Here is a 12,453-nt window from a genome sequence, read left to right on the forward strand (position 1 = left end):
ATGCGCCTGCGTGTTGCCGTATCAATCCTGATTGAACACCCGCGATGGATGCAATTCACCTGCCTTGTAGATCCCCACGGCAACCGCTTTGCCTTCAAGCGACGCCCAGGCCTCATCGCCATACTCGACGTCTGACGCGATCACCATGCCGGGGTTACCGTTCCTGAGCCGGGTTGCCCCTTCAGGCGTGCATTTCAGCTCAGTCAGATCCGCAAGCCCTTCTTCGAGCGGCCGCAGGAACTGGTCGATCTCGGGCGACTTTGCCAGATCGTCAATCTGTTCCAGCGTGACGCCGTCCTCGGCATCAAACGGGCCGGACCAGATCCGCCGTAGCTCCTGCACGTGACCAAGGCAGCCGAGTTTCTCGCCCAGATCTCTGGCAATGGACCGCACGTAACCACCTTTGCCGCAGGTCATCTCCAGCACCACGTGGTCCGCGTCGGGGCGATCAAGCATCACCAGTTCTTCGACCCAGAGCGGGCGGGAGGACAGCTCGACCTCTTCGCCATCGCGGGCGAGTTTATAGGCGCGCTGGCCGTCGACCTTCACGGCTGAAAACTTCGGCGGTACCTGCTGGATTTCGCCAATGAACCCAAGCAGCGCCTCTTTGATGTCTTCATCCGAGGGACGCTCGGCAGAGGTTGCAATCACCTCGCCCTCGGCGTCATCGGTGTTGGTCGCAGCCCCCAACGTCACTGTGAACGTATAGGCTTTCATGGCGTCGGTGATAAAGGGAACGGTCTTGGTTGCCTCGCCCAGAGCGACGGCCAGAACGCCGGTGGCTTCGGGGTCGAGCGTGCCAGCGTGACCGGCCTTTTTGGCGTCAAACGCCCAGCGGACCTTGTTGACTACAGCTGTAGATGTGAGGCCTGCGGGTTTGTCCACCACCAGCCAGCCGGAAATGTCGCGTCCCTTGCGTTTGCGTCCCATGAATGTCCTCTGATCTGTCGGATAAGGCGCGCGAGGTAGCCTAGGACGCGAGGGCTGTCAATTCTGCAGCGTGCCTGCGTCGTCCCCTGCGATATCCTCAACCACGCCAACCACAGGCCCCATCATGAACCCGGCATCGGAGCGATCTAGGTCGGGCGCGTGCAGACGTGAGATATTGCCATCAAAATAGAGCGCCTGCGGCAGGCCGAGGTGATCGCGAAACAGACTCGCGAAATCATAGAAATTCACCGTGTTGCGCGAGATCGCAAAAACCACGCGGCGGCCATCGGCACTGGTGCCAACACCATTGCGGATATAGCGAGAATCGCTGTCCTGCAGGAATTTCGGGTGCAACGCGCCGTCGATGACCAGCATTGGCCCCGATTGAGTGGCGCTCTTGCAGGTGGTGGCGCTGGCCTCAAAGGCGAGTGTCTCGATCACATCGGCGCGCCCGTCGCGCAGGCAAAAGACGCCATTGGGCACGAGACCGAAATTGCCGGGACCGGGATTGGTGACCAGCCGCATTTCCTCGTTGCCATCCTCAAGATAAAGCCCGACCGGGGAGCGATCCGTGTGATACATCCCCGCGTTGGTGGCAAAGGAGAGTGTTTTTCCTTCGGCTGACAGACCGTCTTCGATGGTGGAGAAATGCCCCATCACTGCGCCTGTGTCATCGCGCAGGAACAGGCGTAATTCTTCGCGGCTGGCATCCACTTCGCACAGGGAATAGCGATTGCCTTGATAGCTCTCGTCACGGCATTCCACTGCCGCCGCCTGACCGGCCCAAAGGGTGACCCCCAGAGACAGGCTCAACAGTAACGAGGCCCGCATCGCCTCAGTCCTCCAGATCGCGACGCACCGCGTCCTGATTGAACAGGCGGCGGGTGTCATCCATCCGGTCAAATGTTTCGTCGATCTGAAACCGCAGATCCGGGGTGAACTTCAGCCCGGTCTTCTTGCCGATCGCCCGACGCAGCTCGCTCTTGTTGCGGGCAAGCAGTTGCAGCACGTCCTCCTGCCCTTTGCCACCCAAGGGCAGGACATAGGCGGTCGCGATTTTGAGATCCGGCGAGGTGCGCACCTCGCCGACGGTGATGGACAGACGGTTCAGCTCCGGGTCGTGGATGTCGCCACGGGCCAGCACCTCAGAGAGTGTGCGGCGAATAACCTCGCCCACACGAAGCTGACGCTGAGAAGGACCGGGACCGTCGTGAAATTTGTTCTTAGCCATGAGACTCGATCTATGCCGAAAGCCGCCCTTTGCCAAGCGGTCCTCGTCAGGGTAGGAGAAATCCAGCGGATAGTCCAATCAGAGAGTAAAGCCATGACGGATAAACCAGGGATCGTGATCACCGGCGCTTCGGGGCGCATGGGGCAAATGTTGATCAAGACGGTGCTGGAAAGCGACAAGGCCGAGCTTGCGGGCGTGGTGGAACGCGAAGGTCACGATTGGGTCGGTCAGGACATTGGCATCGCTATGGGCGGTGCAGCGCTTGGCGTGGCGGTCACCGACGATGCACTGGCGGCGTTCTCTGAAGCGCAGGCGGTGATTGATTTCACCGCACCAGAGGCCACGATTGCCTTTTCCAAGCTGGCTGCACAGGCAGGTTGCGTCCACGTGATCGGCACCACCGGCATGAGTGATGCGCAGATCGCAGCATTGGACCCTGCCGCTCGCGACACCGTGCTGGTGCGTGCGGGCAATATGTCGCTTGGGGTGAACCTTCTGGTGCAATTGACCAAGAAGGTCGCGGCGGCCCTTGATGAGGAGTTCGATATTGAGGTCATTGAGGCGCACCACCATCACAAGGTCGATGCGCCCTCCGGTACGGCCTTGATGCTGGGTGAAGCAGCGGCCGAAGGTCGAGGTGTCAAACTGGCCGATGTCGCGGACCGGGGCCGGGACGGCATCACTGGGGCGCGCAAGAAAGGCGACATTGGCTTCACCGCCATTCGCGGCGGCGACATTGTGGGCGAACATGATGTGCTGTTTGCGGCGGCTGGCGAACGGATCGTCCTGCGCCATATGGCGACTGATCGTGCGATATTTGCACGCGGGGCGCTCAAGGCCGCGCTTTGGGGGCAGGGCAAAGCCGCCGGTGCCTATGATATGATCGACGTGCTTGGCTTGTGAGGATCACGGGCCGCCCTTGCGGGCGGCTGCCTCCGGCGGGGATATTTAGAAGAAGATGAAGTGCTCATCGTTCTTCTAACCTGAAGTATCCCGGGGTGAGCGCCCAAAGGGCGCGAGGGGCAGCGCCCCTGATCCGCCAAATTCAAAAATCAATCGCTATGCCTTTTTTCTCCCAATCACCATAGCGAGCGGGATCGGGACCATCACGCCCTCCCAGTTCGGTTGGCTGAGGGTGTTGCGCTTCACGGGCTTTGCGGCGTTCTTCGGCCTCGGCAAGGGCGCGTTGGGCCGCTGCGGGCAGATCCTTTGCCCGTTGGGATTCGGGGGCGTCACTCATGGGGGCTTCTCCGCAGGGTGGGTTTCTTTATTCTGACACCATGATATACGCCCGCGTCCGCTATGGACAAGCCGATCCCCGATCAGGAGCCCTCACCCATGACCGACCGCCCCACATCTGCCTCTGACGCACGCCGTGCGGCTGTGACGCTTCTTGATAAGGTTCTGGGCGAGGGGCTTTTGCTTGCAGAGTGTCAAGCGCAGGTGCTGGAGCGGCTGGAGCCTGCGGATCGCGCGCGCGCGCAGCGATTGGCGCTGGAGGTGCTGCGATCCCTCGAACGCGCGGATCGGGTGCTGGCGAAACATCTGCGCAAGCCCCCCGCGGTTCATGTCAGAAACGCATTGCGTCTGGGAACAGTCGAACTGTGTTCTGGTGGGGCCGCGCATGGGGTGGTGAACGATATCGTTAATCTGGTGGCGCGTCATCGCCGTCACGCACAGCTCAAGGGGCTGGTCAACGCGGTTCTGCGTAAAGTGGCGACAGATGGTCCGACCGAGTGGGCCAAGCTGCGCGTGCCACGATTGCCGAAATGGCTGCGTAGCCCATTGGCGCAAGCCTGGGGCAGTGATGCAATGCTGGCCATCGAGGCTGCCCATTTAAAGGGCGCGCCGCTTGATCTGAGCTTTAAATCGGGCGCGGATCTCTTGGCGTTAGGGGGCAAGCCAACCCCGACAGGTAGTTTGCGATTGGATGACGCGGGGCAGGTCTCAGCATTGCCAGGCTATGCGCAAGGCGATTGGTGGGTGCAGGACGCAGCCGCAGCCCTTCCGGCTCGTTTGATCCATGCGCAGGCAGGTGAACGGGTGCTAGATCTTTGTGCGGCACCGGGGGGCAAGACGTTGCAGATGGCCGCGGCGGGGGCCGATGTGACGGCGGTTGATATTTCCGAGGGCCGTCTGGCGCGTCTGCAAGAGAACCTGACCCGCACCGGGCTTTCGGCGAATGTGATCGCGGGTGATGTGCTTGCGCAGAAGGGGCAATATGATGCGGTTCTGCTGGATGCGCCTTGTTCCGCGACGGGCACCATCCGCCGCCACCCGGATCTGCCTCATGCCAAGGACGGGGCCGGTTTTGGCGCCTTGATCGAGTTGCAGGCGCAGATGCTGGCGCATGCCTGGACATTGGTGCGGCCCGGCGGGCGGCTGGTCTATTGCACCTGTTCTTTGTTGCCGGATGAGGGCGAGTGCCAAATCGAGGATGCATTGGAGATGTTCCCCGAGGCCCGGATCGGCGACAGGGTTCAGGCACTCGAAGGCATTGATCCGGCGTGGATCACCGAGGAAGGCGGCCTGCGTCTTCGGCCGGATTACTGGCCCGAGATCGGCGGCATGGACGGGTTCTACATGGCGGAACTCGTCAAGGCCGAGCACTAATCGCAACGATCAGAATCGCCACCGCCTGCGCCCGAAGGGCGCCGGGCCCAACGGGAGCGGATCATCTCTGCATGATCCGGCGACGGGCGGGAGAGTTTGCCGTGATGCCCCACAGAGGGCAGAGAGCGCATGACACCCGGCGGCAGGCGCGTTATCCTCTGGCCAAAACGCCAAAGGCGTGTGAGGCAAGAGTGCATGTCCAGATATGATCGAATGGCCAGTCGCGGCACGCGGCTGCTGAACCGTTATACCGCTTGGAAGGCGCGCAAGCAGCCTGCGGCCACGGGGTTTGTTTCCCAGCCGGAGCCGCGCACCATTGGCAGTTTCGCGCGTGGGCGGCAGCTTGTTGCGGGGAACCTGTTGTTTGCGGGGTATCTGGTCGAAAGCGACACCACGGGACTATGGGATGTGGACGCGCCAGATTTTGCCTTTGAGGCAGAGCGGCAAGGCTGCACATGGCTGGACGATCTGGCTGCTGTGGGAGATCTCAGGGCGCGCAAGAAGGCGCAGCACTGGGTCTGGGGCTGGATTGATGAGTTCGGCAATGGCGCGGGTCCCGGCTGGTCGCCGGATCTGACCGGGCGGCGGGTGATTCGATGGATCAACCACGCGCTGTTCCTGTTGAGTGGTCAGGACAAAGCCGCCTCTGACGCCTTTTACCGCTCGCTGTCCCAGCAAACTTGGTTCCTCGCGCAGCGCTGGAAGGGGGCGTCTCCCGGCTTGCCACGCTTTGAGGCGCTGACCGGACTGATCTATGCAGGGCTTGCGCTCAAAGGCTGCGAGGAATTGGCGGACCCGGCGGTCAAAGCGCTCTCTCAGGATTGCGCAGTTCTGATCAATGCCGATGGGGGGCTGCCCACCCGCAATCCCGAAGAACTACTGGATGTGTTCACGCTGCTCACTTGGGCGGCGGCTGCGCTTCATGAGGCGGGGCGATCTGTGCCGCGCGAGCATCACGCAGCCTTGGATCGGATCGCGCCGACATTGCGTGCCTTGCGTCACAGCGATGGCGCATTGGCGCGGTTTCATGGCGGTGGACGTGGACAGGAGGGCTGGCTTGACCATGCGCTGGCCGCCTCGCATGTTCCGGCAAGAGCGTATGAAGGGCTGGCAATGGGGTTTGCGCGGCTTTCGGCGCGGCGCACCTCGATCATTGTCGATGCCAATGTGCCGCCGGTTGGCAAGGCATCCTATAATGCGCATGCCTCCACATTGGCGTTTGAGCTGACCTCGGGGCGACGCCCGTTGATCGTGAACTGCGGTGCGGGCGAGAACTTCGGTCTGGAGTGGCGTCGGGCCGGGCGGGCCACGCCGTCGCATTCCGCCCTATGTGTGGAGGGGCATTCCAGCGCACGGCTGGCCGCACCACAGAAAGGCACCGGCCATGAGTTCCTGATCGAGCCCCCCACCGACGTGCCGATCGAGCGGGACGATCTGGATGACGGCTATCGTTTTCAAGGTGCCCATGATGGCTATGCCAAACATTTTGGTGTGACGGTGGCGCGGTCACTGGAACTGTCGGTGGATGGGCGCACTGTTGCTGGCGAAGACATGGTGCTGGCGCTGGATGGCGCGGCCAAGAAACGCTTTGATAAAGCGCTGGATGCAGGCGGCCTGAAGGGCATCGGCTATGATTTACGGTTCCATTTGCACCCGGATGTGGACGCAGCCCTTGACTTAGGGGGCGCGGCAGTATCCATGGCGCTCAAGAGTGGGGAAATCTGGGTATTCCGTCACGACGGTCAATGCGACCTGAAGCTGGAAACCAGCGTTTACCTGGAAAAAACCCGCTTGAAGCCGCGTCAATCGCTGCAAATTGTCCTGTCGGGCCGGGCCATTCAATACGCGACCCAGATCCGCTGGACCCTCAGCAAGGCGCAGGAAACGGCCGTGGCCGTGCGCGATCTGGCCCGCGACGAACCCATGGCTTACGAAGAGTGAACCTGAACAAGGATTCTGACACCGATGACCGACCTCCACCCCGTCCGCCGCGCCCTTCTGTCCGTCTCTGACAAAACCGGGCTGATCGAGCTGGGCAAATCCCTCGCTGAGCGCGGGGTTGAACTGCTCTCGACCGGTGGCACTGCAAAAGCGCTGCGTGATGCGGGTCTCGCCGTTCGGGATGTCTCTGATGTGACCGGCTTTCCGGAAATGATGGACGGTCGTGTGAAAACCTTGCACCCAATGGTGCATGGCGGCCTGCTGGCGCTGCGCGATAATGACGCCCATGTGGCGGCGATGACCGAACATGGCATCGGCGAGATCGACCTGTTGGTGGTGAACCTCTACCCGTTCGAGGCGGCGCTGAAGCGGGGCGCGGCCTATGACGAAATGATCGAGAACATCGACATTGGCGGCCCGGCGATGATCCGCGCGGCGGCCAAGAACCACGCGTTTGTCAACACCGTGGTCGATGTCGAAGACTACGGCGTGCTGCTGGAAGAGCTGAACCAGAACGACGGCCAGACCTCCTTTGCCTTCCGCCAATGGCTGGCGCAGAACGCCTATGCCCGCACGGCTGCCTATGATGCCGCCGTTTCAAACTGGATGGCCGGTGCGATCGGTCTGGAGGCACCACGCCGCCGCGCTTTTGCCGGTCAGATTGCACAGACGCTGCGTTATGGCGAGAACCCGCATCAGGATGCGGCCTTCTACACCGATGGCACCGAGCGCGTTGGCGTGGCGACCGCCCAGCAGTTGCAGGGCAAGGAACTCTCCTACAATAACATCAACGACACCGATGCAGCCTTTGAGCTGGTGAGTGAATTTGCACCTGCCGACGGCCCGGCGGTGGCGATCATCAAACACGCCAACCCCTGCGGTGTGGCGCGCGGCGCAACCCTGCTGGATGCCTATAACAAGGCGTTCGACTGCGACCGCACCTCTGCTTTTGGCGGCATTGTGGCGCTCAATATGCCGCTTGACGCGGCAACCGCCGAGGCGATCACCCAGATCTTTACCGAAGTGGTGATTGCACCGGGGGCCTCTGATGAGGCCAAGGCGATCTTTGCGGCAAAGAAAAACCTGCGCCTGCTGATCACCGATGGCTTGCCCAACCCGCAGGACGCAGGTCTGACCACCCGTCAGGTCTCTGGCGGCATGCTGGTGCAGGACAAGGACGTTGGCCACCGCGCCATGGATGACCTCAAGGTGGTGACCGAAAAAGCGCCGACCGATGAGCAAATGGCGGATCTGCTGTTTGCGTGGAAAGTCGCCAAACATGTGAAATCCAACGCGATTGTCTATGTGAAAGACGGCCAGACCGTTGGCGTCGGCGCCGGCCAGATGAGCCGCGTGGACTCGGCCACGATCGCTGGCGTCAAGGCGCAGCGGATGGCGGATGCGATGGAACTGCCGGAAAGCCTTGCCAAAGGTTCTGCCGTGGCTTCGGATGCGTTCTTCCCATTTGCGGATGGTCTGATGGAAGCCGCGGCAAATGGCGCAACCTGCGTCATTCAGCCCGGTGGGTCGATGCGCGATGATGAGGTCATCAAGGCCGCGAATGAAGCGGGCCTTGCCATGGTCTTCACCGGCATGCGCCACTTCCGTCACTGATCCCGGAGCAATTTGATATGCGGAGCTACGCGCTATATTTTGCGGCCCTCTTTGCGCTGATCGTCGATCAGGCCACCAAGATCGGGGTCGTGTTCGGCCTTGATCTGGTGAACCTGCTGCGCATTGACGTGGCTCCGCCGCTCCTGAACTTTCGCTACGGCGAAAATCGGGGGATCAACTTTGGACTGTTCAATGATGGTGGCGACTCCAGCCGCTGGATCTTGATCGCCATCTCGCTGGTGATCTGTGCTGCGGTGTTCATATGGGTACGCCGCAGCCATTCAAGCAGCCGGATGATGCTGATCAGTGCCGGGTTGGTAATTGGCGGCGCGCTGGGCAATGTGCTGGATCGGGTGCTGTACGGCTATGTGCTGGACTTCCTGAATATGTCCTGCTGCGGGTTCAATAACCCTTATGTGTTTAACGTCGCCGATATATTTGTTTTTGGCGGTGCGGCGGGGTTGATCCTGTTTGAGGGGCGGGCGAAAAAGCCCGCGTGACCTCCTGCGTGATTTGCGCTAGAGGTGTTGAGAACGTCTGAAGCGCGGGGCCCCGGCATCTCGCTTCAACTCATTGATAACGCATGTCTGAGGCGCGCTTAACGGGTTCTGACTGTTGCGCGACATGCACGAGAAGGACCGCGCCCCATGCGCTTTGTGACTGCACCGATCATCTTGAGTTCCGTACTGCTGGTGGCTGCTTGTGCCAACAAGCCGCTGCATGATCTTGATGCACGTCGCAACACGCCGGACGAGTTCCTCGTGCTGCCCAACAAGCCGCTGGAACAACCCGAAAGCTATGCCGCACTGCCGCAACCGACCCCCGGTGGCAGCAATCGTACCGACCGCAACCCGCAAGCCGAGGCCATCGTGGCGCTGGGCGGGCGACCCAGTGGCGCGGGTATTCCGGCCTCTGACGGCGCACTGGTGACAGCCGCAAGCCGCCACGGCGTGCAGGGCGACATTCGGGAAACGCTGACTGCTGAGGATACAAAGCGGCGCAAGCGGGCGGGTATCCTCGCCAATATCAAGCTCTTCCCCGTGGATCGCTACGCCGAAACCTACGAGCGAGAAGCACTCGATCCGCAAGATGTTAGCACAGCCTACCGTCGCGCCGGGGTTCCGACCCCGTCTTCACCGCCAAAAGGCGAATAATCCTTCACAATTTCGGCAAACCGTCTTGTGGCTGACGGTCGGCACCGTAATTTGATGCGCAGCAGGCCAAAACGACTCTGCGCCGGGCCGTGCCATTGCGCGCGCTCGGGGGACCGATCTGGAGGATAGAACATATGACATCTGAGGCAGCGATTCCGTCCGGGCTGCGGGCCAGCTGGCGGGGTGCGCTTTGTGCCCTTGTGATGGCAGCGGGCCTTGGCGCGCCTGTGCTTTCCGCGCAGGAGGCGTCTCCGGCAAGTGACGCGGCACCTAAATCCGAGCAAACCGGCGTTGAGATGGTCACCACCTTCACGCTTGAGAACGGGATGATGGTGGTGGTGGTCGAAGATCATCGCGCCCCTGTGGTGCAGCATATGGTCTGGTATCGTGCAGGCTCTGCCGATGAGCCCGTGGGCCAGAGCGGTGTTGCCCACTTCCTCGAACACCTTCTGTTCAAGGGCACCGATACGCTGGACGCGGGCGAGCTGTCGGCGACAGTTGCGCGTAACGGTGGTCGCGACAATGCCTTCACCAGCTATGATTACACGGCTTATTTTCAGCGTGTCGCAGCAGATCGGCTGGAGCTGATGATGCAGATGGAAGCGGATCGGATGCGCAATCTGCGCCTCACTGAGACCGATATCGTGACCGAGCGCGAAGTGATCCTCGAAGAGCGCAACCAGCGCACCGACAATGATCCCACTGCATTGTTTCGTGAACAGATGCGGGCGGTGCAATATCTGAACCATCGGTACAGTCAGCCGGTGATCGGCTGGCGGCACGAGATGGAAACCCTGTCGATGGAGGACGCACTGTCCTACTACGGCACCTATTATGCACCCAATAACGCAATCCTTGTGGTGTCTGGCGATGTGAAACCCGACGAGGTGCGCAAGCTCGCCGAGACCTACTATGGTGTGATCCCGGCCAATCCAGATCTGCCGGAACGGTTGCGCAGCGAGGAGCCACCGCAAACCGCAGCGCGGCGTCTGACCTTTGCCGATGCGCGGGTCTCGCAACCCTATGTACAGCGATCCTATCTGGCGCCGGAGCGTGACAGTGGCAGTCAGGAAAAGGCCGCCGCGCTCTATCTGCTCTCGCAGCTCTTGGGTGGGGGAACCACATCCTATCTGGCCAATGCACTGCAGTTTGAACAGCAAGTGGCGGTTTATACGGCGGCCTTCTATTCCGGTGTGTCGCTGGATGACACCACCTTTGATTTTGTGATTGTCCCCGCTGATGGTGTGACCCTCGAAGAGGCCGAGGCGGCGCTTGATCGCAGCGTGCAGCAGTTCCTCGCGACAGGTGTCGACAGCCAAAAGCTTGAGCGTATCAAGCTGCAGCTGCGCGCCTCCGAAATCTATGCTCGGGATGACGTGGACCGCATTGCCAACCGCTATGGCCGCGCGCTCACATCGGGGTTGACGGTTGAGGACGTGCAGGATTGGCCGCGCGTGCTTCAATCTATCACTGAGGATGAGATTATTGCCGTCGCACGCGAGGTATTGCGGCCCGAGGCATCTGTCACCGGTTACCTGATCCAAAGCCAGCAGGAGGCTGACCAATGAGCCGGAACAAAACATCCGCCCGCGTCCGCGCAGTCGATCTGCGCCCGCTAAAACGTGCCGTTCTGGCGCTGTTGGTTGGGTTTGCAGTGCTTTTTGCCGCGCAGATGGCACGGGCTGAGATCGACATCAAAGAAGTCACATCTCCCGGCGGGATAAAGGCGTGGCTGGTCGAAGATCACAGCATTCCCTTCTCTGCGTTGGAACTGCGGTTTCGTGGCGGCACATCACTGGACGCGCCCGGCAAACGCGGGGCCGTACATCTGATGGGCGGCCTGTTGGAAGAGGGTGCAGGAGAGCTGCGCGCGCAGGACTACGCCCGCGCTGTGGAGGCTCTGGCGGCCAATTTCTCTTATGACGCCGACAAGGACATGGTCGCGATCTCCGCCAGTTTCCTGACCGAAAACCGCGATGAGGTGATGGAGCTCTTGCGCCAGACCATTCAGGAGCCACGTTTCGATCAGGATGCGCTGGACCGGGTGCGGGCACAGGTTCTGGTGGGGCTGCGCTCTGATCAGACCGATCCCAATGCGATTGCGGGCAAGACCTTTGGTAAGCTGGCATTTGGCGACCACCCTTATGGCACCGATGGTAAGGGCACGGTGGAGAGCGTCTCGGCGCTGACCCGTCAGGACATGTTTGCCGCCCATGAGGCTGTTTTTGCCCGTGACCGTCTGTACGTAAGCGCGGTTGGTGATATCACACCCGATGAACTGGGCACGCTACTGGACGAATTGCTGGGCGATTTGCCCGCCGAGGGAGCGCCGATGCCCGGCCCGGCAGAGGTGCTGCTGACGGGTGGTACAACGGTGGTGCCCTTTGCCACGCCGCAGTCTGTGGCGCTCTTCGGGCAGAAGGGGATCGACCGTAATGATCCGGATTTCTTTGCCGCTTATGTGCTGAACCAGATCCTCGGCGGTGGATCATTTGAGACGCGCTTGATGCAGGAAGTGCGCACCAAACGTGGCCTCACCTATGGGGCCTATAGCTATCTGGTGCCGCGTGATCTGGCCTCGACCTACATGGGGTCTTTTGCCTCTGCCAATGAGAAGATGGCAGAAGCGGTCGGCGTTGTGCGCGACCAGTGGCAGGCCTTGGTGGACAGCGGCGTTACCGAAGCGGAGTTGCAGGATGCCAAGACCTATCTGACCGGTGCCTATCCTTTGCGCTTCAACGGCAACAGTCAGATCGCTGCGATCCTTGTGTCGATGCAGATGGATGACCTGCCCACCGACTATGTGGTCACCCGCAACGAAAAGGTCGAGGCGGTGACCCTGGATGATGTGAACCGGATCGCCAAAGAACTGCTGGACCCCGAGGGGCTGCGGTTCGTGGTGGTTGGAGAGCCCGAAGGGCTGAAGTCCACGAACTAGGCACTGGGCAAACATCCCTGAAACAAAAACGG

At 61.2% G+C, this 12,453-nt stretch carries 12 protein-coding genes; 8 read left to right on the forward strand and 4 right to left on the reverse strand.

What is annotated here, in order from left to right:
* Nucleotides 1-21: 21 nt before the first annotated feature.
* The 3 genes from truB to rbfA are packed head-to-tail and all read right to left on the reverse strand — an operon-like array spanning nucleotide 22 to nucleotide 2,161.
* Nucleotides 22-930: a tRNA pseudouridine(55) synthase TruB gene (gene truB / locus QNI81_RS00475; RefSeq protein WP_283967031.1), complete on the reverse strand. Its 909-nt coding sequence runs from the start codon at nucleotides 928-930 to the stop codon at nucleotides 22-24.
* Between the two features lie 57 nt (nucleotides 931-987).
* Nucleotides 988-1,761, reverse strand: a complete 774-nt coding sequence (locus tag QNI81_RS00480; protein ID WP_283967032.1) for a phosphodiester glycosidase family protein — start codon at nucleotides 1,759-1,761, stop codon at nucleotides 988-990.
* A 4-nt stretch (nucleotides 1,762-1,765) separates the two neighbouring features.
* Nucleotides 1,766-2,161, reverse strand: a complete 396-nt coding sequence (rbfA, locus tag QNI81_RS00485) for a 30S ribosome-binding factor RbfA (RefSeq protein WP_005636729.1) — start codon at nucleotides 2,159-2,161, stop codon at nucleotides 1,766-1,768.
* Nucleotides 2,162-2,254: 93 nt separating this feature from the next.
* Between rbfA and dapB the strand changes: the two genes are divergently transcribed.
* On the forward strand, nucleotides 2,255-3,064 hold the full coding sequence (dapB, locus tag QNI81_RS00490; protein WP_005636732.1) for a 4-hydroxy-tetrahydrodipicolinate reductase: 810 nt from the start codon (nucleotides 2,255-2,257) through the stop codon (nucleotides 3,062-3,064).
* A 142-nt stretch (nucleotides 3,065-3,206) separates the two neighbouring features.
* On the opposite strand, the gene QNI81_RS00495 is transcribed toward dapB, so the two are convergent.
* On the reverse strand, nucleotides 3,207-3,401 hold the full coding sequence (locus QNI81_RS00495) for a DUF1674 domain-containing protein (protein ID WP_005636735.1): 195 nt from the start codon (nucleotides 3,399-3,401) through the stop codon (nucleotides 3,207-3,209).
* A gap of 98 nt (nucleotides 3,402-3,499) precedes the next feature.
* On the opposite strand from QNI81_RS00495, the gene QNI81_RS00500 reads away from it, so the two are divergent.
* The 7 genes from QNI81_RS00500 to QNI81_RS00530 all read left to right on the forward strand — a co-directional run bounded on the left by QNI81_RS00500 (nucleotide 3,500) and on the right by QNI81_RS00530 (nucleotide 12,421).
* Entirely contained in the window at nucleotides 3,500-4,774 is a 1,275-nt protein-coding gene (locus QNI81_RS00500; RefSeq protein WP_283967033.1) for an RsmB/NOP family class I SAM-dependent RNA methyltransferase, read from the forward strand.
* A gap of 195 nt (nucleotides 4,775-4,969) precedes the next feature.
* Nucleotides 4,970-6,715, forward strand: a complete 1,746-nt coding sequence (locus tag QNI81_RS00505) for a heparinase II/III family protein (protein WP_126136142.1) — start codon at nucleotides 4,970-4,972, stop codon at nucleotides 6,713-6,715.
* Between the two features lie 24 nt (nucleotides 6,716-6,739).
* Nucleotides 6,740-8,329, forward strand: coding sequence for a bifunctional phosphoribosylaminoimidazolecarboxamide formyltransferase/IMP cyclohydrolase (gene purH, locus QNI81_RS00510; RefSeq protein WP_283967034.1), 1,590 nt, complete (start codon nucleotides 6,740-6,742; stop codon nucleotides 8,327-8,329).
* Between the two features lie 17 nt (nucleotides 8,330-8,346).
* Nucleotides 8,347-8,829 (forward strand): signal peptidase II, encoded by a 483-nt coding sequence (gene lspA, locus QNI81_RS00515; RefSeq protein ID WP_283967035.1) that lies wholly within the window; start codon nucleotides 8,347-8,349, stop codon nucleotides 8,827-8,829.
* A gap of 147 nt (nucleotides 8,830-8,976) precedes the next feature.
* Entirely contained in the window at nucleotides 8,977-9,483 is a 507-nt protein-coding gene (locus tag QNI81_RS00520) for a DUF3035 domain-containing protein (protein WP_009177511.1), read from the forward strand.
* 134 nt (nucleotides 9,484-9,617) lie between these two features.
* A complete protein-coding gene (locus QNI81_RS00525) occupies nucleotides 9,618-11,051 on the forward strand; it encodes a M16 family metallopeptidase (protein ID WP_065321522.1) in 1,434 nt (477 codons plus the stop codon).
* Nucleotides 11,048-12,421 (forward strand): M16 family metallopeptidase, encoded by a 1,374-nt coding sequence (locus tag QNI81_RS00530; RefSeq protein WP_283967036.1) that lies wholly within the window; start codon nucleotides 11,048-11,050, stop codon nucleotides 12,419-12,421. The genes QNI81_RS00525 and QNI81_RS00530 overlap by 4 nt, the downstream gene beginning before the upstream one ends.
* Nucleotides 12,422-12,453 lie beyond the last annotated feature (32 nt).

It is taken from the genome of Tritonibacter sp. AK171, from assembly GCF_030127025.1.
GTDB classification, from domain to species: Bacteria; Pseudomonadota; Alphaproteobacteria; order Rhodobacterales; family Rhodobacteraceae; genus Epibacterium; species Epibacterium mobile.

Excerpts from the sequence above, each read along its gene's own strand:
- truB (WP_283967031.1), bottom strand. The coding sequence starts at position 930 with ATGGGACGCAAACGCAAGGGACGCGACATTTCCGGCTGGCTGGTGGTG.
- QNI81_RS00500 (WP_283967033.1), top strand. The coding sequence starts at position 3,500 with ATGACCGACCGCCCCACATCTGCCTCTGACGCACGCCGTGCGGCTGTG.
- QNI81_RS00505 (WP_126136142.1), top strand. The coding sequence starts at position 4,970 with ATGTCCAGATATGATCGAATGGCCAGTCGCGGCACGCGGCTGCTGAAC.
- purH (WP_283967034.1), top strand. The coding sequence starts at position 6,740 with ATGACCGACCTCCACCCCGTCCGCCGCGCCCTTCTGTCCGTCTCTGAC.
- QNI81_RS00530 (WP_283967036.1), top strand. The coding sequence starts at position 11,048 with ATGAGCCGGAACAAAACATCCGCCCGCGTCCGCGCAGTCGATCTGCGC.
- QNI81_RS00520 (WP_009177511.1), top strand. The coding sequence starts at position 8,977 with ATGCGCTTTGTGACTGCACCGATCATCTTGAGTTCCGTACTGCTGGTG.
- QNI81_RS00495 (WP_005636735.1), bottom strand. The coding sequence starts at position 3,401 with ATGAGTGACGCCCCCGAATCCCAACGGGCAAAGGATCTGCCCGCAGCG.
- rbfA (WP_005636729.1), bottom strand. The coding sequence starts at position 2,161 with ATGGCTAAGAACAAATTTCACGACGGTCCCGGTCCTTCTCAGCGTCAG.
- QNI81_RS00480 (WP_283967032.1), bottom strand. The coding sequence starts at position 1,761 with ATGCGGGCCTCGTTACTGTTGAGCCTGTCTCTGGGGGTCACCCTTTGG.
- QNI81_RS00525 (WP_065321522.1), top strand. The coding sequence starts at position 9,618 with ATGACATCTGAGGCAGCGATTCCGTCCGGGCTGCGGGCCAGCTGGCGG.
- lspA (WP_283967035.1), top strand. The coding sequence starts at position 8,347 with ATGCGGAGCTACGCGCTATATTTTGCGGCCCTCTTTGCGCTGATCGTC.
- dapB (WP_005636732.1), top strand. The coding sequence starts at position 2,255 with ATGACGGATAAACCAGGGATCGTGATCACCGGCGCTTCGGGGCGCATG.